This is a genomic window from Microvirga sp. 2MCAF38 (genome assembly GCF_052115485.1).
In the GTDB taxonomy this organism is placed as follows: domain Bacteria; phylum Pseudomonadota; class Alphaproteobacteria; order Rhizobiales; family Beijerinckiaceae; genus Microvirga.
The window spans coordinates 407,161-427,482 of the sequence record NZ_JBFRGU010000004.1 but is presented as its reverse complement, the minus strand read 5'-3'; the positions used below and the strand labels follow the sequence as shown (position 1 = coordinate 427,482).

Genomic DNA, 20,322 nt, shown 5'->3' with positions numbered 1-20,322 from the left:
CGACGGCGGCCTCTTCTGCCACCGTCTTAAAGCATGATGCGGAAAAGTGAGAACCGCTTTTCCGCATGAGTTCATGCAGTTTCAGAAAAGAGCGCGATCCCGTCTCGACGAGATCGCGGCTCAGCTTCTTACGCAACCGCGTCGAGCTTGATCTTGTCTTCGCTCAGGCGCTCGCCCGCATAGACGCGGCCGAAACGGTTGGCGAGGAAGGTGTCGAGATCGATTTCTTCCTGACGGCGGAAGCCCTTCTGCGGCAGCTTGCCTTGGACCAGAAGGTCGAGCATGGCGCAGATGCCGGCGGCGGTCGTTACCTGGATTGCGGTGCGCTGGTTTCCGGCGACCTTCTGGCCATAGATGCTGCGGGCATAGGTTTCCTGCACGTGGCGGCCGTCGCGCTGGCCGGTCACGGTCACGAAGACGATGACCATGTCCTGCATGGTGGCGGGCACCGCCTGCTCAAGAATGTCCTTGAGGACTTCGCGGCGATTGCGCAATTGCAGGTCGTTGAGCAGCACGCGCATCAGGCCGCAATGGCCGGGATAACGGATGGTCTTGTAATTCAGGGCGCGAACCTTGCCTTCGAGCGTCTCACAAAGCGTGCCGAGACCGCCGGAGGTGTTGAAGGCCTCGTAGCGGGTGCCGTCGAGGGAGAACTCTTCGAGCTCTTCCATGGCCGGAACTTCGCGCAACTTGCCGTCGACCACCGCTTCGCAGCGCTCGATATATTCGTTGATGACGCCGTCCGTGCTCCAGGTGAGGTTATAGGACAGGGCGTTCGAGGGGTATTGCGGCAGCGCGCCAACGCGCAGGCGCACCGTGTCGAGCTTGTCGAAACGGCTGGCGATGTCGTGGGCGACGATGGAGATGAAACCCGGCGCGAGGCCGCATTGCGGAATGAAGGCGTTGGAAGCGCCTTCCGCCAGTTCCTTGACCATGCGGGTGGTGGCCACGTCCTCGGTGAGGTCGAAATAGTGGACGCCGGCAAGGCGAGCGGCCTTCGCCACGTGGGCTGTCAGATGATACGGCGCGGCGCTCAGGACAGCATAATGGCCCTTCAGGGCGGACTGGAGCGCGACGGCGTCATTGAAATCGAGCTGAATCGTCTTGATGCCGTCCTTGGCGACGGTGGCGAGAGCCGCCGCCGAGGCGTCGGCGACCGTGACGGCGTAGTCGCCCGTCTCATGAAGCATGTCGGCGATGGTGGAACCGATTTTGCCGGCACCGATGACAAAAATTGAATGCATGAAAAGCCTCCCGGAATGATGGCGTAAGAAAGTCATAAAGCTTTGCAGAACGCCATAGACAGGTTGACGAAAAGCCGAGTACCTTTCGGCGAAACGCCGTCATGATTGGTCATAGTGATGCTCGACGAGACAGATCGTGCCTTGATTGCCCTTTTGAGGGAGAACGCCCGCATCGGTCATGCCGAGGCGGCACGGCGGTTGCGGCTTTCGCGGACCACCGTGCAGGCCCGCGTCGAGAGTCTGGAGCGGCGTGGCATCATCGTCGGATACACATTGCGGCTGGCCGAGGACGTCAGTCGGCGCATGGTGCGCGCTCACGTGACCATCGTGGTCGCGCCCAAGGCCTCCGGCGCGGTTGCGGCGGCGATGCAGCGTATGCCGGAATTGCGCGCGCTTCATTCGGTCGCGGGTGTCTTTGATCTGCTGGCGGTGGTAGAGGCAGAGGATGTGCCGTCGCTCGACGCCGCCATCGATAAGATCGGCGCGCTGGAGGGTGTCGAGCGCACCCAGTCCTCGATTATCCTCTCGACGAAGTTCGAACGATGACCTCTTCTTCTGTTGCAGCAGCCGATGTCGTGATCGTCGGCGGAGCCGTCATGGGCTCTTCCACGGCTTATCACCTTCTCGCGGATCCTAATTTCAAGGGGCGCGTGGTGGTGGTCGAGAAGAACCCGACCTACGAGCTTTCCGCCTCCGCGCTCTCGGCGGCCTCGATCCGGCAGCAATATTCGAGCGCGGTGAACATCCGGATTTCGCTCTACGGCATCCAGTTCCTGCGCAGCATCGGCGAGCGTCTTGCGGTCGATGGCGAGCGGCCCGAGATCGGCCTGCGCGAGGGCGGCTATCTCTATTGCGCGACGGAGGCCGGGGCCGCCATCCTGGCGGAAAACCACGCGCTGCAGACCGCCGAGGGTGCGGATATTCTCTATATGGATCCGTCCTCGCTGAAGGCGCGCTTTCCCTGGCTCAACGTCGAAGACCTGAAGGCTGGCACCTGGGGCCATTCGGGCGAAGGTTGGTTCGATGGCTGGGGACTTCTCCAGGCGTTCCGCCGCAAGGCGCGCTCGCTCGGCGCGGAATATGTGCAGGGCGAAGTCGCCTCCGTGGAGCGGGAGGGCAATCGCGTCGTCGCCGTTCACTTGCGGGACGGAACGCGTATCCCCTGCGGAGCTCTCGTCAATTGTGCGGGCTCTGGTGGGAGTGCGCTCGCCAAGGCGGCGGGCGTGTCGATTCCCGTGCAGGCCAAACGTCGCTACGTCTTCACCTTCACCTGTCGCGACAGGATCGAGAACTGCCCACTTCTCATCGATACCTCCGGCGCCTATGTCCGGCCCGAAGGCGAGGGCGGTTTCATCTGCGGTGCGTCGCCCGAGGCGGATGTGGATCCCGACTGGTATGACGACGATCCTGCCTCGCAGGATATCGACTTCTCCTTCTTCGAAGAATTCATCTGGCCGGCGCTCGCACATCGCGTTCCCGCCTTCGAAGCCATCAAGCCGGGTCGGGCCTGGGCGGGTCCCTACGACATGAGTCTCCTCGATCACAACGCCTTCGTCGGCAGGGCCGGCGAGGTCGAGAACTTTTATCTCTGCAACGGCTTTTCAGGCCATGGCCTGCAGCAGGCCCCGGCCATCGGGCGCGGGTTGGCGGAACTCATCGCGGATGGCCGCTACCGGACGCTCGACCTGTCGGAGCTCAACTTCGAGCGCGCCATTGAAAATCGCCCGCTGTTCGAGCGCAATGTCATCTGACCTCTGTCTGTCGGTTTGCAGGGTAGAGACGACATATTGAACTTTAGGATAATAGGCAGCCCCATTCCATTGGGGCCGCCTTTTCATGGGAACTCTTCAAGCAAGCGCCCGTAAAGCCCATACCGAGAACGAAATTCCCCAAGCTTGGCTGCGCGGGGAATAGGTTCCCAGAGCGCATCGTCCCCAGCTGTTAAATGTTGCATATGAAAAGGGCTTCCATTTTGAAGCCGGCTATGCTTGTCATGATTCCGTCATTGTACTGTCATTCGGCTTTCGCGACAGGATGACCATGAACGACAAGAACATCCCGCCGGGATGACATGGGAGAGACTAACGATGATGAAGAGGACCGTCCTCGCCGCTTTGGCGATCGGGCTCGCCACGAGCACTTCGGCTTTTGCACAGACCGAAATTCAGTGGTGGCATGCCATGACCGGCGCCAACAATGACGTCGTCAACAAGCTGGCTGAGGAATTCAACGCCTCCCAGAAGGATTACAAGGTCGTCGTTGCCTTCAAGGGCTCCTACGCCGACGCCATGAACGCCGGCATCGCTGCTTTCCGCGCTGGCAATGCTCCGCACATTCTCCAGGTTTTCGAAGTCGGCACCGCGACCATGATGGGCGCCAAGGGCGCGATCAAGCCGGTCTATCAGATGATGGCCGAGACCGGCGAGAAGTTCGATCCGAAGGCATATCTGCCGACGATCACCGGCTATTACTCCACGGCGAAGGGCGAAATGCTCTCCTTCCCGTTCAACTCCTCCTCGATGGTCATGTGGGTCAACAAGGACGAGCTGAAGAAGGCTGGCGTCAACGAGATCCCGAAGACCTGGCCCGACGTGTTCGAAGCCGGCAAGAAGCTGAAGGCAGCCGGTCACTCGACCTGCGGCTTCACCTCGGCCTGGACCACCTGGGCGATGATCGAGCAGTTCTCGGCCTGGCACAACCTGCCGCTGTCGACGAAGGCCAACGGCCTCGACGGTTTCGACACCGAGTTGAAGTTCAACTCGCCGCTGCACGTCAAGCATCTCGAGAAGCTGATCGAGCTGCAGAAGGACAAGACCTACGATTACTCGGGTCGTTCCAACACGGGTGAAGGCCGCTTCACCTCCGGCGAATGCGCTATCATGCTCACCTCGTCGGGCTTCTACGGCAACGTGAAGGCGAACGCTAAGTTCGACTTCGCTTCGGCTCCGATGCCGTATTACGCGGACGCAGCCGGCGCTCCGCAGAACTCGATCATCGGCGGCGCTTCGCTGTGGGTGATGGGTGGCAAGTCGGCTGAAGAGTACAAGGGTGTCGCCAAGTTCTTCTCCTTCCTGTCGGACACGGACCGTCAGGCGAAGCTGCACCAGGAATCGGGCTACCTCCCGATCACCAAGGCAGCTTATGAGAAGACCAAAGCTTCGGGCTTCTATGACAAGAACCCCGTCCTCCAGACCCCGCTGATCGAACTGACCAACAAGGAGCCGACCGAGAATTCTCGCGGTCTGCGTCTCGGCAACATGGTGCAGATGCGCGATGTGTGGTCGGAAGAACTCGAAGCGGCTCTTGCTGGCCAGAAGTCGGCCAAGGACGCGCTCGATACGGCAGTCTCTCGCGGTAACCAGCTGCTGCGCCAGTTCGAGCGCACGGTCACCCGCTAAAACTTAAAAAACATACCGAAAATTCATCCCGGGCAGTCTCCGATTGCCCGGGATGATTGTATTAAAAAGGAGCCTCGCAGACAGGTCGGAAACGATCGCTGCCGGCATGACTGGGGGGCTGAGACGATATGGAAAAACGGGCTCATTTTTCGAGCAAGATCGTGCCGTATATGCTGCTTTTTCCGCAGCTCGCGATCACGCTCATCTTTTTTTACTGGCCTGCCTCGCAGGCGATCTGGCAATCGTTCCTTCTGGAAGATGCGTTCGGTCTTTCGTCCGAATTCGTGGGGTTCGAGAATTACCGCCTGCTCTTCGCTCAGCCCGAATACTATAAGGCGATGACGACGACCTTGGTCTTCTCGCTCGCCGTCGGCATTCTGTCTCTCGCCTGCGCGATCCTGCTGGCGACCCAAGCCGACAAGAAACTGCGTGGCGGCGAGGCCTTCAAGACGCTGTTGATCTGGCCCTATGCGGTGGCCCCTGCCATCTCGGGCGTCTTGTGGATCTTCATGTTCCATCCCTCCCTCGGCACGCTGGCGCATCCGATCCGGGCGCTCGGTCTCGATTGGAACCCGTTGCTCAACGGCACTCATGCCATGATCCTTCTGGTGCTTTCCGCAACCTGGAAGCAGATCAGCTACAACTTCCTGTTCTTCCTCGCCGGCCTGCAGGCGATTCCGCGCAGCGTGATCGAGGCGGCGGCCATCGATGGCGCGCGGCCGATCCGCCGGTTCTGGACGATCATTTTCCCGCTGCTGTCGCCGACCACCTTCTTCCTCATCGTCGTCAACATCGTCTACGTGTTCTTCGAGACGTTCGGCATCATCGATGCCGTGACCGGTGGCGGCCCGGCCGGGCAGACGACGACTCTCGTCTACAAGGTTTATGCCGATGGCCGTGTCGGCGGCGATCTCGGCGGCTCCGCTGCGCAATCGGTGATCCTGATGGTCATCGTGATCGCGCTCACGGCCTTCCAGTTCAAATTCGTCGAGCGCAAGGTGCAGTACTGATGGTCGAGAACAGACGTTACAGAAACATCCTCGCCTATTTCGTTCTCGCGATCGGCATCATCATCGTCGCCTTCCCGGTCTATCTCGCGATCCTGGCGTCCACCTTCGATTCGGCGACGATCATCAACGGCAACATGCCGCTGATTCCGGGTGATCAAGCGAGCGAGAATTACTACCGCACTCTTTTCATCGGTTCTTCGCGTTCCACGCGCGAGCCGGTGAGCGTCATGATGTTGAACTCGTTCATCATGGCGATGGGCATCGCCATCGGAAAGATCCTGATCTCGATCCTCTCGGCCTATGCGGTGGTGTACTACAAGTTCCCGTTCCGGCGCGCGGCTTTCTGGATCATCTTCATCACGCTGATGCTGCCGGTCGAAGTGCGTATCTACCCGACCTACAAGATCGTCGCGGATCTGGGTCTTCTCGATACCTATACCGGCCTTATCCTGCCTCTGATCGCGTCCGCCACCGGTACGCTGCTCTTCCGGCAGTTTTTCATGACGATCCCCGATGAGCTTCTGGAAGCCTCCAAGATCGACGGTGCGGGCGCGTTCCGCTTCTTCAAGGATACACTTCTGCCGCTATCGCTCACGACCATTGCGGCACTCTTCGTGATTCAGTTCATCTATGGCTGGAACCAATATCTCTGGCCGCTCCTGATCACGACGAGGGACAACATGCAGACCATCGTGATCGGCATCAAGAAGATGCTCACCACGCAGGACGCGCTGACCGAATGGCAGATTGCCATGACGACGGCCGTGCTCGCGATGATCCCGCCCGTTCTCGTGGTGGTGCTCATGCAGCGCTTCTTCGTGAAGGGCCTGGTCGAGACCGAGAAATAACGCGCGATGTCGCGCACGCCCCGCGCGGTTTCGCGAGGGGTGATTGGGAACAATGGATTTCATTTTGCACCCCATGTGGTGCGAAGCTGATGTGAAGGAATGAAACAATGGCAGGCGTAACGCTTGATACCGTCCGCAAGACTTATGCGGGCAATGTCGATGCCGTTAAGGGCGTGTCTCTCGGTATCGAGGACGGCTCGTTCTGCGTGCTTGTCGGCCCCTCGGGTTGCGGCAAGTCAACGCTTCTGCGGATGATCGCCGGCCTCGAGACGATTTCCGGCGGAACGGTGGATATCGGCGGGCGCGTGGTCAACGAGATCGAACCCTCCGAGCGTGACATCGCGATGGTGTTCCAGAACTACGCGCTCTATCCGCACATGAGCGTCTACGACAACATGGCCTACGGCCTGCGCAATCGCAAAACGCCGAAGGACGAGATCGATAAGCGCGTGAAGGAAGCGGCCCGTATTCTTGCCATCGAATCCTTCCTCGAGCGTAAGCCGCGCGCCCTGTCAGGCGGTCAGCGCCAGCGCGTCGCCATGGGTCGCGCCATCGTGCGCAAGCCTCAGGTCTTCTTGTTCGACGAGCCGCTCTCGAACCTTGACGCCAAGTTGCGCGTGCAGATGCGCGTGGAGATCAAGCGCCTTCAGAGAGCTTTGGGCGTCACCTCGATCTACGTCACGCACGATCAGGTCGAAGCGATGACGCTTTCCGACAAGCTCGTTGTCATGAGCGGCGGGCAGATCGAACAGGTCGGCACGCCATCGGAAGTCTATCGTCGTCCCGAGACGCGTTTTGTGGCGACCTTTATCGGTTCGCCTCCGATGAACATCCTGCCGGGCAAGGTCGAAGGTCCGGGCCGCGTCTCCATCGGCGGCCAATCCTTGTCCGTCTCGGATATGCGCGACGGCTTGACCGCAGGCGCGGATATCGAAGTTGGCCTGCGTCCGGAGGACGTCCGCTCGGGCCCCGGTGGATCGCTGGTGATGAATGTGGATTTCGTCGAGGAACTGGGCGCGACGCAGCTCTTCCACGGCAAGCTCGCCGGAGCGGAGTTCGTGGTTCAGGCCGCTACGGGCCAGATCGCCGCCGACGCGAAGCAGCTTTCTCTCTCGGTCGATCCGTCGAATGTGCATTTGTTCGACCCCACGACCACGAAGCGTCTCGGCAAGGCGTAAGGAACAGACCTGCCGTCATTCCGGGCTCTTTCTACGCTCGCCCCGGAATGACGGCGGATCTCACAGCCTGACGAGTTGCGCCCCGCCGCTCGCGCCGGTATCCCTTTTCTTAAAGTTGAGGGATAGGCCATGGCGGTCAAGATTGACGGGTTGAAGCTGAAGATCCGGGACGTGGCGCGAGTGGCGCGCTCGAACGGCAAGGGGCGGTTCGAGAAGGCCGCTCTCGACCCCCAAGCGCGGGAGCGAATTGCGGCGACGCGGGCCTATATCGACCGCACCTGGATGCATGATGACGCGCCGCTCATGTATGCCTTCAATACGGGCGTCGGGCTGTTCAAGGACCAGCGCGTCCTCATCGCCGAAATGGCGGCCTATCAGCAAAAGACGGTCTATGCCCATGCGACCGGCCTCGGCGAGCCCTTCGCCGAGGATGTGACCCGCGCGATGATGCTGTTGCGCGCCAACGCCTTCGCGTCGAACTATTCCGGCCCGCGCGTCGAACTGGTGGAACGCCTCATCGCTTTCCTCAATGCCGGCCTGCATCCGGTGATTCCGCAAAAGGGCTCAGTCGGGGCCTCCGGCGATCTCGCTCCGCTTGCGCATATGGCGGGCGCGGTCTGCGGTTTTGCGGAAGCCGAGATGATCTACAAGGGCAAGCGTCTTCCCGCACGCGAGGCCATTGCCAAGGCGGGCTTCGATCCCGATTTCGATCTCGGCGCGAAGGATGCCTCCGCGCTCATCAACGGTTCTACAACGTCGCTCGCGCTGGGGGCGCTGGCGACCTTCGATGCGCGCAAGCTTTTAAAGCATGCCGATATTGCCATGTCGCTCTCGTTGGAGGCGATGCGCGGCGAACTCGCGGCCTTCGATCCGCGCGTGCACAAAGCGCGTCCGCATCCGGGACAGGCGCGCGTCGCGCGCAATCTCCTGCGGATCTTGGAGGGCTCGAAACGCTGCTCGCAAGCGGCACGCGACGTGGTGTTCCCGGACGAGCCGCGCCAGCCCGGCACGCCGGCAAGTCCACGTGTGCAGGACGTCTATTCCCTGCGCTGCACGCCGCAGGTTCACGGCCCCGCCGTCGAGGCGGTGGAATATGTGGAGCGCATCATCGGCACAGAAATCAATTCGGCGACCGACAACCCGCTCATTTTCGACGACGGCCTGGGCGGCTATGTATCGATCTCCGGCGGTCACTTCCACGGTCAATATGTGGCGCAGGCCATGGATCTTCTTGGCCTCGCCATGGCCGATCTCGGTTCGATCTCCGAGCGCCGTCTCGCGCGCCTCATCGACCCCACTATGTCCTACGGACTGCCGCGCAATCTTCTGGCGGGCAAGCGCGGACTGAACACTGGCTTTGCCACCGTGCAATGTTCCATGTCGGCTCTGGTGATGGAAAACCGTGGCCTCGCGACACCGGGCTCGGTCGATTCCATTCCCGGCAAGTCGAATGCCGAGGATCACGTGTCGAACTCCACATGGTGCGGCCGCAAGGCGCGCACCATCGTCGAGAACGTGGAGCAGATCGTGGCGGGCGAATTGCTCATGGCGGCACAGGCGCTCACTCTCGTCGAACCCATCGCCAAGGATCACCCGCTCGGCAAAGGCACGCGCGCGGCGCTGGAGGCGATCCGCGGCGTCATTCCGCCAGCCCTCGATGGCGACCGCTGGTATGCGACCGAGATGCGTCAAGCTCTCGATCTCGTGCGCTCCGGCGCGGTGGTCGAGGCCGTCGAGAGCGCTATCGGCACGTTGGAGTGAGCGCATCTTCCATGAGCCGCGTTTCCGTTCAACCTGTTCGGTTCGAGGATGGTGACGAACTCATCACGGCAAACCTCGCGAGCCTTGCGCTGCACGAGCCGTGGGTTTTTCCCTGTCGGGATGGGACTGCCTTCATGGCCTATCTGTCCCGCTGCGATGGCGAGCGCAATATCGGCTTCATCGTCCGTGAGCGCGCGAGCGGCCGCATTGCGGGTGTCATCAATCTCAACGAGATCGTGCGCGGCCTCTTCCAGAATGCCTTCGTCGGCTATTACGGCAGCGTCGGCATGGCCGGGCGCGGCTTGATGCGTGAGGCGCTCGGCGAAGTTGCCACCCTTGCTTTCGGTGCCTTCGGCCTGCATCGGCTCGAAGCGAATATTCAACCGGGGAACCTCGCTTCACGCTCCCTTGCGGAGGGTGTCGGCTTTCGGTTGGAAGGCTATTCCCCGCGTTATCTCAAAATCGGCGGCGAATGGCGCGACCATGAGCGATGGGCGCTTCTCGCGGAAGATTGGGCTGTGGCTAACGCGAGACGTTGAGAAGCGTCACTCAAAGTCGATTGCTTCGCGAAGCGTGGGCTCCGCGACATCGGTCAGCTCAATAATCGGCAATGAGCTTTGGGTCATGATTGAGCGGTGACGATCTTCTTCACGGTTTCAATGAGAACGCACGCGGCGATGTCCGCATCTTCGATCGTGATCGATTCTGCCGGGTTGTGACTGACGCCGCCCTTACAGCGCACGAAGAGCATGGCGACGGGGCAAAGAGATGCCATCGCGACAGCATCGTGGCCGGCACCGGAAGAAAGATGGCGCACAGGGAGATCGAGCGATTTTACGCCGCGCTCGAATTCTCGCATCAGGCCTTGATCCATCGGCGTCGCGGCCGAATCCATGAAAGGTTCGAAGCGGAACGCGACGCCTCGCCGTTCCGCGATGGCGCTGCATTCTTGCACGATGTCGTCGACCATTGCGTGGCGTACAGCGTCATCCGGGGAGCGCGCATCGAGGGTGAAATCGACACGCGCGGGAATGACGTTGATCGCGCCGGGAGCGACCAGCGCCACGCCCACAGTCGCGACGGTGTCGGGATGCTTGGCGCCGATCCGTTCGACGGCCAAGGTCATCTCCGCGACAGCGGCGAGCGCGTCGCGGCGCATATTCATCGGCACGGTGCCCGCATGGCCCGCCTCACCGATCACGGTGGCGCGGGCGCGTGTCGCGCCGTTGATCGCGGTGACGATGCCGACCGACAGGCCTTCCGCCTCCAGAAGCGGCCCTTGCTCGATATGGACTTCGAGATAACCGCGATAGCGGGCGGGATCTCGCGTAAGAGCCGCGATGCCCTCCGGATCGCCCCGGAAGGTCGCCAGCGCGTCGCGTAAGGACACGCCTTGCGCGTCCTTACCGTCGAGCCATGCGGGATTGTAACGGCCGGAGAGGGCATAGGAGGTGGAAAGGTTCGTCGGGAAGCGGGCGTTCTCTTCGTCGCCGAAAGCAATCACTTCGATAGGACAGGAAGGAACGATGCCCTCAGCCTTCAAAGCTTCCGCAACCACGATGCCGAGCACGACGCCGAGATTGCCGTCATAGCGCCCCGCATCCACCACGCTGTCGATATGCGAGCCGATGATGAGGGCGGGTGCGTCGGGGTTTGCACCTTCGAGGCGGCCGATCACCGAGCCGAGCGCATCGATATGGCTCTTGAGCCCAGCCGCGCTCATCATCGCTTGTGTCGTTTCCGCTGCTGCGCGGTGCGAGGGCGAAAGATAGAGCCGCGTGATGCGTCCGGGTTCATCGGAGTGGCGGGCGAGGTCCTCGATCAGCGCCATGACGCGCCGACCGAAGGTGAGATCGGAAATGGGCTTCATGCGGTTAAGAGTTTCAGGAACGCGCGCCCTCCGCAAGAGGGCGCGGTTTCATCAGGCCACGACGCCGAGTTTCTTCTGCAGGCTCGTGGACGAGGTCGTGTATTGGAACAGGAGCCTCTTTCCCGGATAGACGTAGTGGTAGACCTGCTGCGCCGCCAACGCGCCCTCATGGAAGCCGGAGAGAATGAGCTTCAGCTTGCCCGGATAGGTGTTGATGTCGCCGATGGCAAAGATGCCGGGAACGCTCGTCTCGAACTTCTCCGTATCGACCGGGATCAGGTTCTCATGAAGGTTCAGGCCCCATTCGGAGATGGGGCCGAGCTTCATGGTCAGGCCGAAGAAGGGCAGGATCACATCGCACGCGACTTCGAAGGTGGAGCCGTCATCCTTGCGGATCACGACGCTCTCGAGCACGGGCGCTGCGCCCTTCAGTTCGACGATCTGCCCGAGATGCAGATCCATCTCGCTCGACGCCACGAGCGAGCGCATCTTCTCCACCGTATGCGGCGCGGCGCGGAAGGCGTCTCGCCGGTGGAGGAGAGTCAGGCGCTCGGCGAGCGGTTGCAGGTTCACGGTCCAGTCGAGAGCCGAATCGCCGCCACCGACGATCAGGATCTTCTTGTCCTTGAACATCTGCATGTGGCGTACGGCATAGAACACGCCGGTGCCCTCATAGGCCTCGATATGGTCGATGGGCGGCTTTTTGGGCTGGAACGAGCCGCCGCCCGCCGCAACGATCAAGGCTTTGCAGGTGAAGGTGGTGCCGGCATCCGTCTTGACCCGGAACAGCGGAGCCTCGGGCGTGCCGAGAGACTCGACGCTCTCCACCATCTCGCTCAGGTGGAAGGAGGGATGGAACGGCTCGATCTGGGCCATGAGATTGTCGACGAGGCCCTGGCCGGTCACCATCGGGAAGCCCGGAATGTCGTAGATCGGTTTCTCAGGATAAAGCTCGGCGCATTGGCCGCCGATTTTCGGCAGGATGTCGATGAGGTGGCATTTGATATCGAGGAGGCCCAATTCGAATACGGCGAAAAGGCCAACAGGCCCCGCGCCGATGATGACGACGTCCGTTTCGATATTGTCGGTCATGAACAGGCTCCTTCGAGAGGCCCCCGAAAAGCACTTTCTGCCGAGTTTTGCAATGTACCCCTGTGCAGATCAGCCGCCCGTGGGGGCGAGCGTCACCTCTAGCCCGTCAAGCTCGGGCGTCCACAGGATCTGGCAGGAAAGGCGCGAATTGGACCGCGTCATGACCGTGTCGAGCTGATCCTCCTCCTCACCCGTGGGTGGATAGAGCTTGTCCAGCCACTCCTCGGTCACGAAGACATGGCAGGTGGCGCACTCGCAGGCTCCGCCGCACAAGCCCTCGATGGGCAGGCCCCAATCCCGGATGATCTCCATGACGCGCCAACCCTCGATGGCCTCGAGAGTATGACGTTCACCGGCGCGGTCGATCACATGGATGACGCCCATGGGCTAGGAATTCCTTGAAAAGGTTTGGTTTTCAATGAATGGCGCGGATCACGCCGGACGGCCTGCATATCGTCTTTCCCACTCGGCCCGTCAATATGAGCCCTTCCCTTGTCATTCCGGGGCCGCGCAGCGGAGCCCGGGAACCCATACGTGCAGGTTGGAAAAGATGGATCGCAAGCGTGACGTTTTTTCCTGAACTCTCGGCGGGTATGGGTTCCGGGCTCGTGCGCACGCCCCGGAATGACGGGCGGTTGCCGTCACACACCCAGCGTCTCCGCTCGTAGCGCATGGTCGGCCATGAAATCCGCCATGGAACCCTGAAACCGCGTCTCGCCGCGTTCGATGACGCAGGCCCGGTCGCTGATCTGGGCGGCGAAGGCCCAGTTCTGTTCAGAGAGAAGGACGGCAACCCCTTCCGCCTTCATGGCGCGGATCGCCTCGGCCATCATCTGAACGATGACCGGGGCGATGCCTTCCGAGGGCTCGTCGAGGAGAATCGCGTCCGGGTTGCCCATGAGAGTGCGGGCAATGGAGAGCATCTGCTGCTCGCCGCCCGACATCTGACTTCCTCGTCGTCCCTTCATTTCGGAGAGGTTCGGAAAGAGCCGAAACAGCCGCTCAGGATTCCAGGGTGAATGGCCCGGACGTCCGGCCCGGCGGCCGACCTCCAGATTTTCCGCAATGGTCAGATCGGTGAAGATGCGCCGATCCTCGGGCACATAACCGAGGCCGAAGCGGGCGATGCGATAGGTCGGCACTCCAAGGAGCGAGTGGCCGGCAAAGCTCAGCCGCTCGGCTCTTGCGGAAAGCAGTCCCATGATCGCCTTGAGGGTCGTCGTCTTGCCAGCGCCGTTGCGCCCGACCAGCGCCACGACCTCGCCCGCGTGAAGCTGAAGCGAGAGGTCGAACAGCACTTGCGCGCGGCCATAGGATGCGCAGAGCTTCGCCACATCGAGCAAGAGCGTCGTCATACGGACCTCGCGAGCGCGTGGCTGTCGCCGAGATAGGCTTGTCTCACCTGCGGGTCGTTGCGAATCTCTTCCGGCGAACCTGCTGCGATGATCTTGCCGCGCAGCAAAACCAGCACACGATCTGCGTGGCCGAAGACCACATCCATGTCATGTTCGGTAAAGAGCACGCCGATCTTCATCGTGTCCACGATGCTGCTCGTTAGATCCATGAGCGCCGCACGTTCACGCAGGGCCATGCCGGCCGTGGGTTCATCCATCAGAAGAAGTCGCGGCTCTCCGGCCAGCGCCACCGCCAGTTCCAGGCGCTTCACGTCGCCATAGGCGAGCGTCGAGCACGGCTGGTCGGCAATGTCCACCATGCCGACGCGTTCGAGCAGCGTAAAAGCCTCTTCCCGATGAAGTTTGCGCGCGGGGTTCCAGGCGCGTCGGCTTTCGTGGCGATGACTGATCAACGCCATCTGCACGTTCTCGATCACGGTCATGGATAGAAACGTCTGCGCCACCTGAAAGGTACGCCCAACGCCGAGGCGGAACCGCTCCTGTGGCGATGCGTCGGTGATGTCAGTATTCTCGAGAAGGACGCGCCCATGATCCGCCTTCAACTGGCCGCCGATCATGTTGAAGACAGTCGACTTGCCCGCTCCGTTCGGGCCGATGAGCGCAACCATTTCACTGCGAGCGACCGTGAAGCTGACATCTCGCGCGGCGGTGACCCCGCCGAAAGACTTGCTGATGCTTTCCACATTGAGGAGGATCATCGCCGCTCCTCGCGCCAATGCCGCAACGTGCCGACAAGGCCGCGTGGGAAGAGGAGAACCATGGCGATGATGCTGAGGCCCAGAAGCAGCCGCCAATAGGCGGTGAGCGGCATGATCTGATCGCGCAGCGTGTGCAGCACGGCGGCACCGGCGAGCGGTCCGGTGATCGTCTGAATGCCGCCGAGGAGCAGCATGGTGAGCGCATCGACGGAAGTCGGAATGCCGAGCAATGTCGGATCGACGGAGCCGCGCGAGAATGCGTAGAGCCCGCCGGCCAATCCCGCTGCCGCGCCCGCGATGATGAAAGCGAGCCAGCGATGGTGGCGGATACCAAGGCCGATGGCTTCCGAGCGTGCTTGTGAATCGCGCATGGCGCGCAAAGAATAGCCGAAGGGCGCGTCGATAACGCGCTTCAGGAGAAGGATCGCGCCTGCGGTGAACGTGAGGGTCAACAAGTAATAGGCGGTTCGCCCTGCAGCCCAGGATGATGGCCAGATCCCGACAAGGCCGTTGTCGCCGCCCGTCACATCAACCCATTGAAACGCGACCGCATAGAGAATTTGCGCGGCGGCAAGCGTCATCATGGCGAGATAGATGCCGGAGAGGCGCACGATGAATGCGCCGACAGCCATCGCGCCGAGCGCCGCTAGAAGGGGCGCGAGCGGCAACGCGCTTTCCATCGACGCGCCAAGCCATTTGACGCCGAGCGCCGCGCCGTAAGCGCCGAGACCAAAGAAGGCGGCATGACCAAAACTGACGAGACCGCCGACACCGATGAGAAGCTGCAGGCTGAAGGCGAACAGCGCGAAGATGAGGATCTCGGTCGCGACTTTCAGGAAATAGTCATCCGCGACGAGAGGCAGAGCAGCGAGGAGCGCAAGAAGCACGCCTGTGGCTGATGCGCTGTAGCGGTGCGGCGTGTGGCTCGAAATGCCGACCGCATGAGCCCCGCTGATGTTCTCAGGGCGTCCGAACAAGCCGTTCGGGCGAATGGCGAGTGTGACGGCCATCAGGAGGAAGACGATGACAAGCGTGCTCTTCGGAAAAAGCAGAATGCCGAAGGCCTGCAATTGTCCGATGATCAATGCCGCGAGAAACGCCCCCGGCACGCTGCCCATGCCGCCGACGACGGTGACGACGAAACATTCGGCGATGATCGAAAGATCCATGCCGTTATTGGCCGCGACCCGCGGGACCTGCAATGCGCCGCCGAGGCCTGCGAGGAATGCACCGAGAAAGAGCGTACCGGTGAACAGCAGCGCCTGGTTGACGCCGAGCGCGGCAACCATCTCGCGATCCTGCGTCGCCGCGCGTAACCGAACGCCAAAGCGTGTACGCCTCAGGATGAACCAGACGAAGCCGAGCACGATGGGACCGGCTGCGATGAGAGCGAGTTCGTAGGATGGAAACCGTCGCCCAAAGATTTCGACCGGCGCGCGCAAACCCGGCGCGCGTGGGCCCAGAATATCCTGCGGCCCAAAAATCTGCACGACGAGATCCTGCGCTACGAGAACGACGCCGAAAGTGGCGAGCAGCTGGAAGAGCTCCGGTGCAGTGTAGATCCGCCGCAGGAGCAGCACTTCGATCACGACGCCGATGACGCCGACGATCAACGCGGAGACGAGAATGCCGAGCCAGAACGGTGCCGGTCCGTAGGACCATTCAAGCAGACGTGGAATGAGAGTCGCGGCCGTGTAGGCCCCGATCATGTAGAGCGAACCGTGCGCGAAATTCACGATCCGCGTGACACCGAAAACGAGGGTAAGGCCGCAAGCGGTGATGAAAAGGGATGATGCGCTGGAAAGCCCGTTCAGGGCCTGAATGGCGAGGAAGGAGAGATCCATACGCCTTATTCTTCCCGGATGGACAGCGACAACTCCGACAATCCCTCTCCCCCCCGGATCTCGGGCTTGCCCGAAATCCGTTTCTCTTTGTCCAAGTCGGGAACACCCGACTTGGAGCGGGGGAGAGTTGGAGAGGGGGGTGGCACCGGACCGACTGGGCGCGAGGATCGATTCGTTGGTGGTATACCCCCCTCCCTAACCCTGCCCCACAAGGGGGGAGGGGATGGGGCGGTGCATGCGGAGGTTGAGGCTTCCTGTGTCATCGAGGTGTTCCCACAATCTCTCTTCCTCCTTGTGGGGAAGAGTTGGAGACGGGGTATGAGCCTAGGGCCTCAGAATGTGGCGCGAGCATCCCCCCTCCCTAACTCTCCCCCGCAAGGGGGAAGGGGATCGGCGACGTATGCGCTGCTCACTGCTTCCGCACGGCCTTTACTTCCGCCTCGCTCGGCATGAAGGCGGTTCCGTCGTTGTACTTCCAATCCTTCATGCCGCCGGCCGTGCCCTTGAGCACGAGCTTGCCTGTCCAGGCGCCCAGGGAGGCCTGATGGTCGATGCCGCGCATGGTCACAGGCCCCGCGACGGTGTCGAATTTGGCGTTCTCGAGGGACTTGATCAGGGCGTCGGTCTCCACCGATCCTGCGCGCTCGATGGTGTCGCGGATCATGTGGACGACCATGTACCCGAGAAGCGAGCCGAGACGCGGTGTCTCGTTGTATTTGGCGCGATAGGCGTCGACGAAAGCCTTGTGCTTCGGGTCGGCGATCTCGTCCCACGGATAGCCGGTGACGGTCCAGCCCTCCGGCACTTCATCCTTGAGGGGCAGAAGCCATTCGGGTTCGCCGGTCAGCAGCGACAGAACTGACTTCTTCTCGAAGAGGCCGCGCGTATTGCCCTCGCGCACGAACTGGGTGAGATCGGGCCCGAAGAGCACGTTGAAGATGCCGTCGGGCTTGGCCTGCTCCAAGGCCGAGACGGTTGCTCCCGCCTCGATCTTGCCAAGCGCCGGGTATTGCTCGGCCACGATCTCCGCACCAGGGACGCGTTCCTTGATCAGCCGCTTGAACACTTCCGCCGCCGACTGGCCGTATTCGTAGTTCGGCGCGACGATGGCCCAGCGCTTGGCACCTGAAGCCTTGGCCTGCTCCACCAGCATGCCGACCTGCATGTAATTGTTCGGTCGGATGCGGAAGGTGTAGCGGTTGCCTTGCGCCATGGTGATAGCGTCGGTCAAAGGTTCGGCGGCGATGTAGACGATCTTTTTCTGGTTCGCGAAATCGGCCATGGCGACGCCGACATTCGACAGGAACGAGCCGAAGAGGAACGATACACTTTCGCGAGTCACCAACTCTTCCGCGACGCGGGTCGCGTCGCCCGTGGTCGCTCCGTCTTCACGGGAGACGATTTCGATTTTGCGGCCGAGGACGCCGCCCTTGGCGTTGATCTCGTCGAGCGCCAGTTGCCAACCATTCCGGTAGGGCACCGTGAAAGCCGCCCATTTGCCATAGGAGTTCAATTCTCCGATCTTGATCGGCGGCTGCTGCGCATTCGCGGCCGTTGCGCCGAGCGCAAGGGCTATTCCAAGGGACAGCGTACGGAAGATCGGAGTCATGGCTCGTTTCCTGGCCTCAGTTTTCAGCGACATCGTGTAGGGCCAATCGCGCTCTCACGGAAGCCTTAATGCGAGGCATGGAACGAATTCCTCGCCTGCGTTAAGAGTACTTCCATCGGCTTGGTTGAACCCGGCCCGGTTTGCCCGATTTACTGGCAGAGCGAGAGCACGTCGGCGAAAGTGGAGACGACATGAGCAGCCCAACCATCCATCCGCATATGCCTCATGTCGCCGTGCCGAGCGCCTGCGTCCTTGGGGAGGGAGCGCTCTGGGATCACAGAACGGGCACGCTCTACTGGGTCGACATCAAGAACCCCGGAATTTGGCATTACCAGCCCGAAACGGGCAAGCATGGCCGTGTCGATGCCCCTGAGCGGGTCGGCTTCGTGGCACTGACGACCGATACGGACATGGTCGTCGCGGGGTTCAAGTCAGGGCTCTACCGTCTCCATCTGTGGGGCGGGCAGACGCAACCCCTCGCTGCTCCCGAGCCCGACAAGCCCGGCAACCGAATCAACGACGGGCATGTGGGGCCCGACGGTTGCATCTATTTCGGAACGATGGACGATTCGGAGGAAAGCCCCTCCGGGGCGTTCTGGCGCTGGGACGGCAGAAAGCTGACCCGCCTGCGCGACGGCATCGTCATCACCAACGGCCCGGCCTTCAGCCCCGACGGAAAGACCTTCTACGGCATCGATACGTTGGGAAAGACCATTTATGCCCACGATGTGCAGAATGGCGTGCTTGGCTCAGGCCGGGTCTTCGTCCACTTCGAAGACGGTTGGGGTAATCCCGACGGCATGTGTGTCGATGCGGAGGGGCATGTCTGGGCCTGCCATTGGGGCGGTTCGCGCATCACCCGGTTCAGGCCGGACGGCAGCATCGAGCGGATCCTGCCCGTGCCGACCGCACAAGTGACCAAATGCGCCTTCGGCGGTCCCGATTTGACGACGCTCTACATTACCACCGCAGGCATCGGGCATGACCCGACCATCGATCCCATGGCCGGTCATCTCTTCGCCGTCGAGACGGGGATCAAGGGATTGAAGGCAGAGATTTTCCACGGATAGGCTCATGACGGTAGAGCGCTTCGGCTCCATCGGGGGCCAGGATATTCTCGAAGTGGCGCTCCGAAGCGTCGGCGGGGGGGCCGAAGCGCGCATCCTCACCTGGGGCGCTGTCGTCCGGGATTTGATCGTTCCGACGCTTCACGGTCCGCAGCGCGTGGTTCTGGGGCTGAACAGCATCGAGGATTATGTCGCGCACTCGCCCTATTTCGGGGCCGTCGTCGGACGATACGCCAACCGGATCGGGCACGCGCATTTCAAACTCGATGGCAAGGTCTACCATCTCGATGCGAATGAGGGCCGCAATCAGCTGCATGGCGGTTCGAAGGGATTTGGACGGCGCATCTGGTCGCTGATCGATCACACGCCCTCGAGCGCGACTCTGTCCCTGGTCTCTGAGGATGGTGATATGGGCTATCCGGGACGCCTGATCGCAACCTGCACTTATGTTTTTGTCGAGCCCATGACCTTGCGCATCGTGCTCGAAGCCACGAGCGACGAAGCGACGCCGGTGAACCTCACCACGCATGGCTATTTCAATCTCGACGGAAGCGCCGATATTTCATCCCACCACCTGATGATCGCCGCCGACTATGTGACGCCGACACATCGCGATCTGATCCCGACCGGGGAGATCAAAAGCGTCGAAGGCACTCCGTATGATTTCAAGACGCTCCGCCCTATCGGCGCGGCGCAGTTGATGCAGGGGCGGATCACCTACGACACCAACTACGTTCTTCGCCGGTCAGGCGAACTGTCGCATGCTGCAACGCTGTACGCGCTCAAAAGCGGTGTGTCGATGCAGCTCTGGACGACGGAGCCAGGGCTTCAATTCTATGACGGGCATATGATTCACGTTCCCGTCCCCGGGCTCGACGGCGCTCATTATGGCCCGCATGCGGGGCTTTGCCTCGAGCCGCAACGGTTTCCCGACGGCCCCAATAAAGCCCATTTTCCAGCCTGTATCTTGCAACCGGGAACGGTGTCCCGACAGGTGAGCGAACTTCGATTCGCTCACGCTTGAGGAACTCCGAGCCCTATTCGACCGTTAGCTTGGCAGTAAGATACCGCCAAGCTGTCAACAACGAGCAAGGAGTGCAGGATGCCGGTGCTTGACGCGAAAGCCTTGAAGACGGACCCCAGGGGAGCCGCCTATCTGCTGCGCGTTCTGCGTCGCCAGCCCTTGTCCGACGACGTTCCCGCGAAGCTCACCTCCCGCGTTCTGCGGAAGGTGTATCTCGTGCGGTCGAGCTTTAAACTTTCCGAAGAGAACGCGTCGAGCTGCTGA

19 protein-coding genes are annotated in these 20,322 nt (G+C 61.6%); 11 read left to right on the top strand and 8 right to left on the bottom strand.

Annotated elements, in window-relative coordinates:
- Positions 1-128: 128 nt before the first annotated feature.
- Positions 129-1,244: a saccharopine dehydrogenase family protein gene (locus tag AB4072_RS10905; RefSeq protein ID WP_441967947.1), complete on the bottom strand. Its 1,116-nt coding sequence runs from the start codon at positions 1,242-1,244 to the stop codon at positions 129-131.
- A gap of 117 nt (positions 1,245-1,361) precedes the next feature.
- On the opposite strand from AB4072_RS10905, the gene AB4072_RS10900 reads away from it, so the two are divergent.
- From AB4072_RS10900 to AB4072_RS10865, 8 genes are all read left to right on the top strand, one after another.
- Positions 1,362-1,790, top strand: coding sequence for an Lrp/AsnC family transcriptional regulator (locus AB4072_RS10900; RefSeq protein ID WP_441967946.1), 429 nt, complete (start codon positions 1,362-1,364; stop codon positions 1,788-1,790).
- Positions 1,787-2,995 carry an NAD(P)/FAD-dependent oxidoreductase gene (locus AB4072_RS10895; protein WP_441967945.1) on the top strand — a complete coding sequence of 403 codons (1,209 nt, stop codon included), beginning with the start codon at positions 1,787-1,789 and terminating at the stop codon, positions 2,993-2,995. The genes AB4072_RS10900 and AB4072_RS10895 overlap by 4 nt, the downstream gene beginning before the upstream one ends.
- 336 nt (positions 2,996-3,331) lie before the next feature.
- Positions 3,332-4,642 (top strand): sn-glycerol-3-phosphate ABC transporter substrate-binding protein UgpB, encoded by a 1,311-nt coding sequence (gene ugpB, locus AB4072_RS10890; RefSeq protein WP_441967944.1) that lies wholly within the window; start codon positions 3,332-3,334, stop codon positions 4,640-4,642.
- Positions 4,643-4,770: 128 nt separating this feature from the next.
- On the top strand, positions 4,771-5,652 hold the full coding sequence (gene ugpA, locus AB4072_RS10885) for a sn-glycerol-3-phosphate ABC transporter permease UgpA (protein WP_441967943.1): 882 nt from the start codon (positions 4,771-4,773) through the stop codon (positions 5,650-5,652).
- A complete protein-coding gene (gene ugpE, locus AB4072_RS10880; protein ID WP_441967942.1) occupies positions 5,652-6,500 on the top strand; it encodes a sn-glycerol-3-phosphate ABC transporter permease UgpE in 849 nt (282 codons plus the stop codon). The genes ugpA and ugpE overlap by 1 nt, the downstream gene beginning before the upstream one ends.
- Before the next feature lie 107 nt (positions 6,501-6,607).
- Entirely contained in the window at positions 6,608-7,678 is a 1,071-nt protein-coding gene (locus AB4072_RS10875) for a sn-glycerol-3-phosphate import ATP-binding protein UgpC (RefSeq protein WP_441967941.1), read from the top strand.
- A gap of 129 nt (positions 7,679-7,807) precedes the next feature.
- Complete coding sequence (locus AB4072_RS10870) at positions 7,808-9,439, top strand: HAL/PAL/TAL family ammonia-lyase (RefSeq protein WP_441967940.1); 1,632 nt, start codon at positions 7,808-7,810, stop codon at positions 9,437-9,439.
- Between the two features lie 11 nt (positions 9,440-9,450).
- Positions 9,451-9,978, top strand: coding sequence for a GNAT family N-acetyltransferase (locus tag AB4072_RS10865; protein WP_441967939.1), 528 nt, complete (start codon positions 9,451-9,453; stop codon positions 9,976-9,978).
- Between the two features lie 83 nt (positions 9,979-10,061).
- On the opposite strand, the gene AB4072_RS10860 is transcribed toward AB4072_RS10865, so the two are convergent.
- The 7 genes from AB4072_RS10860 to AB4072_RS10830 all read right to left on the bottom strand — a co-directional run bounded on the left by AB4072_RS10860 (position 10,062) and on the right by AB4072_RS10830 (position 17,967).
- Positions 10,062-11,309 carry an allantoate amidohydrolase gene (locus AB4072_RS10860; RefSeq protein WP_441967938.1) on the bottom strand — a complete coding sequence of 416 codons (1,248 nt, stop codon included), beginning with the start codon at positions 11,307-11,309 and terminating at the stop codon, positions 10,062-10,064.
- Between the two features lie 51 nt (positions 11,310-11,360).
- A complete protein-coding gene (locus AB4072_RS10855; RefSeq protein WP_441967937.1) occupies positions 11,361-12,401 on the bottom strand; it encodes an NAD(P)/FAD-dependent oxidoreductase in 1,041 nt (346 codons plus the stop codon).
- 69 nt (positions 12,402-12,470) lie between these two features.
- Complete coding sequence (locus tag AB4072_RS10850; RefSeq protein WP_441967936.1) at positions 12,471-12,785, bottom strand: 2Fe-2S iron-sulfur cluster-binding protein; 315 nt, start codon at positions 12,783-12,785, stop codon at positions 12,471-12,473.
- Between the two features lie 257 nt (positions 12,786-13,042).
- Positions 13,043-13,756: an ABC transporter ATP-binding protein gene (locus AB4072_RS10845; protein WP_441967934.1), complete on the bottom strand. Its 714-nt coding sequence runs from the start codon at positions 13,754-13,756 to the stop codon at positions 13,043-13,045.
- The gene (locus AB4072_RS10840; RefSeq protein ID WP_441967932.1) at positions 13,753-14,514 is read right to left on the bottom strand and encodes an ABC transporter ATP-binding protein; all 762 of its coding nucleotides are present in this window, start codon (positions 14,512-14,514) and stop codon (positions 13,753-13,755) included. Before AB4072_RS10840 ends, AB4072_RS10845 begins: the two co-directional genes overlap by 4 nt.
- The gene (locus AB4072_RS10835; RefSeq protein WP_441967930.1) at positions 14,511-16,358 is read right to left on the bottom strand and encodes an ABC transporter permease; all 1,848 of its coding nucleotides are present in this window, start codon (positions 16,356-16,358) and stop codon (positions 14,511-14,513) included. Before AB4072_RS10835 ends, AB4072_RS10840 begins: the two co-directional genes overlap by 4 nt.
- Positions 16,359-16,767: 409 nt before the next feature.
- Positions 16,768-17,967 carry an ABC transporter substrate-binding protein gene (locus AB4072_RS10830; protein ID WP_441967928.1) on the bottom strand — a complete coding sequence of 400 codons (1,200 nt, stop codon included), beginning with the start codon at positions 17,965-17,967 and terminating at the stop codon, positions 16,768-16,770.
- 191 nt (positions 17,968-18,158) lie between these two features.
- On the opposite strand from AB4072_RS10830, the gene AB4072_RS10825 reads away from it, so the two are divergent.
- The 3 genes from AB4072_RS10825 to AB4072_RS10815 all read left to right on the top strand — a co-directional run bounded on the left by AB4072_RS10825 (position 18,159) and on the right by AB4072_RS10815 (position 20,322).
- Entirely contained in the window at positions 18,159-19,037 is an 879-nt protein-coding gene (locus AB4072_RS10825) for an SMP-30/gluconolactonase/LRE family protein (RefSeq protein WP_441967926.1), read from the top strand.
- 4 nt (positions 19,038-19,041) lie between these two features.
- Positions 19,042-20,058, top strand: coding sequence for an aldose epimerase family protein (locus AB4072_RS10820; protein WP_441967924.1), 1,017 nt, complete (start codon positions 19,042-19,044; stop codon positions 20,056-20,058).
- A gap of 78 nt (positions 20,059-20,136) precedes the next feature.
- The gene (locus AB4072_RS10815) at positions 20,137-20,322 is read left to right on the top strand and encodes a hypothetical protein (RefSeq protein WP_441967922.1); all 186 of its coding nucleotides are present in this window, start codon (positions 20,137-20,139) and stop codon (positions 20,320-20,322) included.

What these genes read in the sequence shown, in the direction of transcription:
- AB4072_RS10905 (WP_441967947.1), bottom strand. Translation starts at nt 1,244, where the DNA reads ATGCATTCAATTTTTGTCATCGGTGCCGGCAAAATCGGTTCCACCATC.
- AB4072_RS10900 (WP_441967946.1), top strand. Translation starts at nt 1,362, where the DNA reads ATGCTCGACGAGACAGATCGTGCCTTGATTGCCCTTTTGAGGGAGAAC.
- AB4072_RS10895 (WP_441967945.1), top strand. Translation starts at nt 1,787, where the DNA reads ATGACCTCTTCTTCTGTTGCAGCAGCCGATGTCGTGATCGTCGGCGGA.
- ugpB (WP_441967944.1), top strand. Translation starts at nt 3,332, where the DNA reads ATGATGAAGAGGACCGTCCTCGCCGCTTTGGCGATCGGGCTCGCCACG.
- ugpA (WP_441967943.1), top strand. Translation starts at nt 4,771, where the DNA reads ATGGAAAAACGGGCTCATTTTTCGAGCAAGATCGTGCCGTATATGCTG.
- ugpE (WP_441967942.1), top strand. Translation starts at nt 5,652, where the DNA reads ATGGTCGAGAACAGACGTTACAGAAACATCCTCGCCTATTTCGTTCTC.
- AB4072_RS10875 (WP_441967941.1), top strand. Translation starts at nt 6,608, where the DNA reads ATGGCAGGCGTAACGCTTGATACCGTCCGCAAGACTTATGCGGGCAAT.
- AB4072_RS10870 (WP_441967940.1), top strand. Translation starts at nt 7,808, where the DNA reads ATGGCGGTCAAGATTGACGGGTTGAAGCTGAAGATCCGGGACGTGGCG.
- AB4072_RS10865 (WP_441967939.1), top strand. Translation starts at nt 9,451, where the DNA reads ATGAGCCGCGTTTCCGTTCAACCTGTTCGGTTCGAGGATGGTGACGAA.
- AB4072_RS10860 (WP_441967938.1), bottom strand. Translation starts at nt 11,309, where the DNA reads ATGAAGCCCATTTCCGATCTCACCTTCGGTCGGCGCGTCATGGCGCTG.
- AB4072_RS10855 (WP_441967937.1), bottom strand. Translation starts at nt 12,401, where the DNA reads ATGACCGACAATATCGAAACGGACGTCGTCATCATCGGCGCGGGGCCT.
- AB4072_RS10850 (WP_441967936.1), bottom strand. Translation starts at nt 12,785, where the DNA reads ATGGGCGTCATCCATGTGATCGACCGCGCCGGTGAACGTCATACTCTC.
- AB4072_RS10845 (WP_441967934.1), bottom strand. Translation starts at nt 13,756, where the DNA reads ATGACGACGCTCTTGCTCGATGTGGCGAAGCTCTGCGCATCCTATGGC.
- AB4072_RS10840 (WP_441967932.1), bottom strand. Translation starts at nt 14,514, where the DNA reads ATGATCCTCCTCAATGTGGAAAGCATCAGCAAGTCTTTCGGCGGGGTC.
- AB4072_RS10835 (WP_441967930.1), bottom strand. Translation starts at nt 16,358, where the DNA reads ATGGATCTCTCCTTCCTCGCCATTCAGGCCCTGAACGGGCTTTCCAGC.
- AB4072_RS10830 (WP_441967928.1), bottom strand. Translation starts at nt 17,967, where the DNA reads ATGACTCCGATCTTCCGTACGCTGTCCCTTGGAATAGCCCTTGCGCTC.
- AB4072_RS10825 (WP_441967926.1), top strand. Translation starts at nt 18,159, where the DNA reads ATGAGCAGCCCAACCATCCATCCGCATATGCCTCATGTCGCCGTGCCG.
- AB4072_RS10820 (WP_441967924.1), top strand. Translation starts at nt 19,042, where the DNA reads ATGACGGTAGAGCGCTTCGGCTCCATCGGGGGCCAGGATATTCTCGAA.
- AB4072_RS10815 (WP_441967922.1), top strand. Translation starts at nt 20,137, where the DNA reads ATGCCGGTGCTTGACGCGAAAGCCTTGAAGACGGACCCCAGGGGAGCC.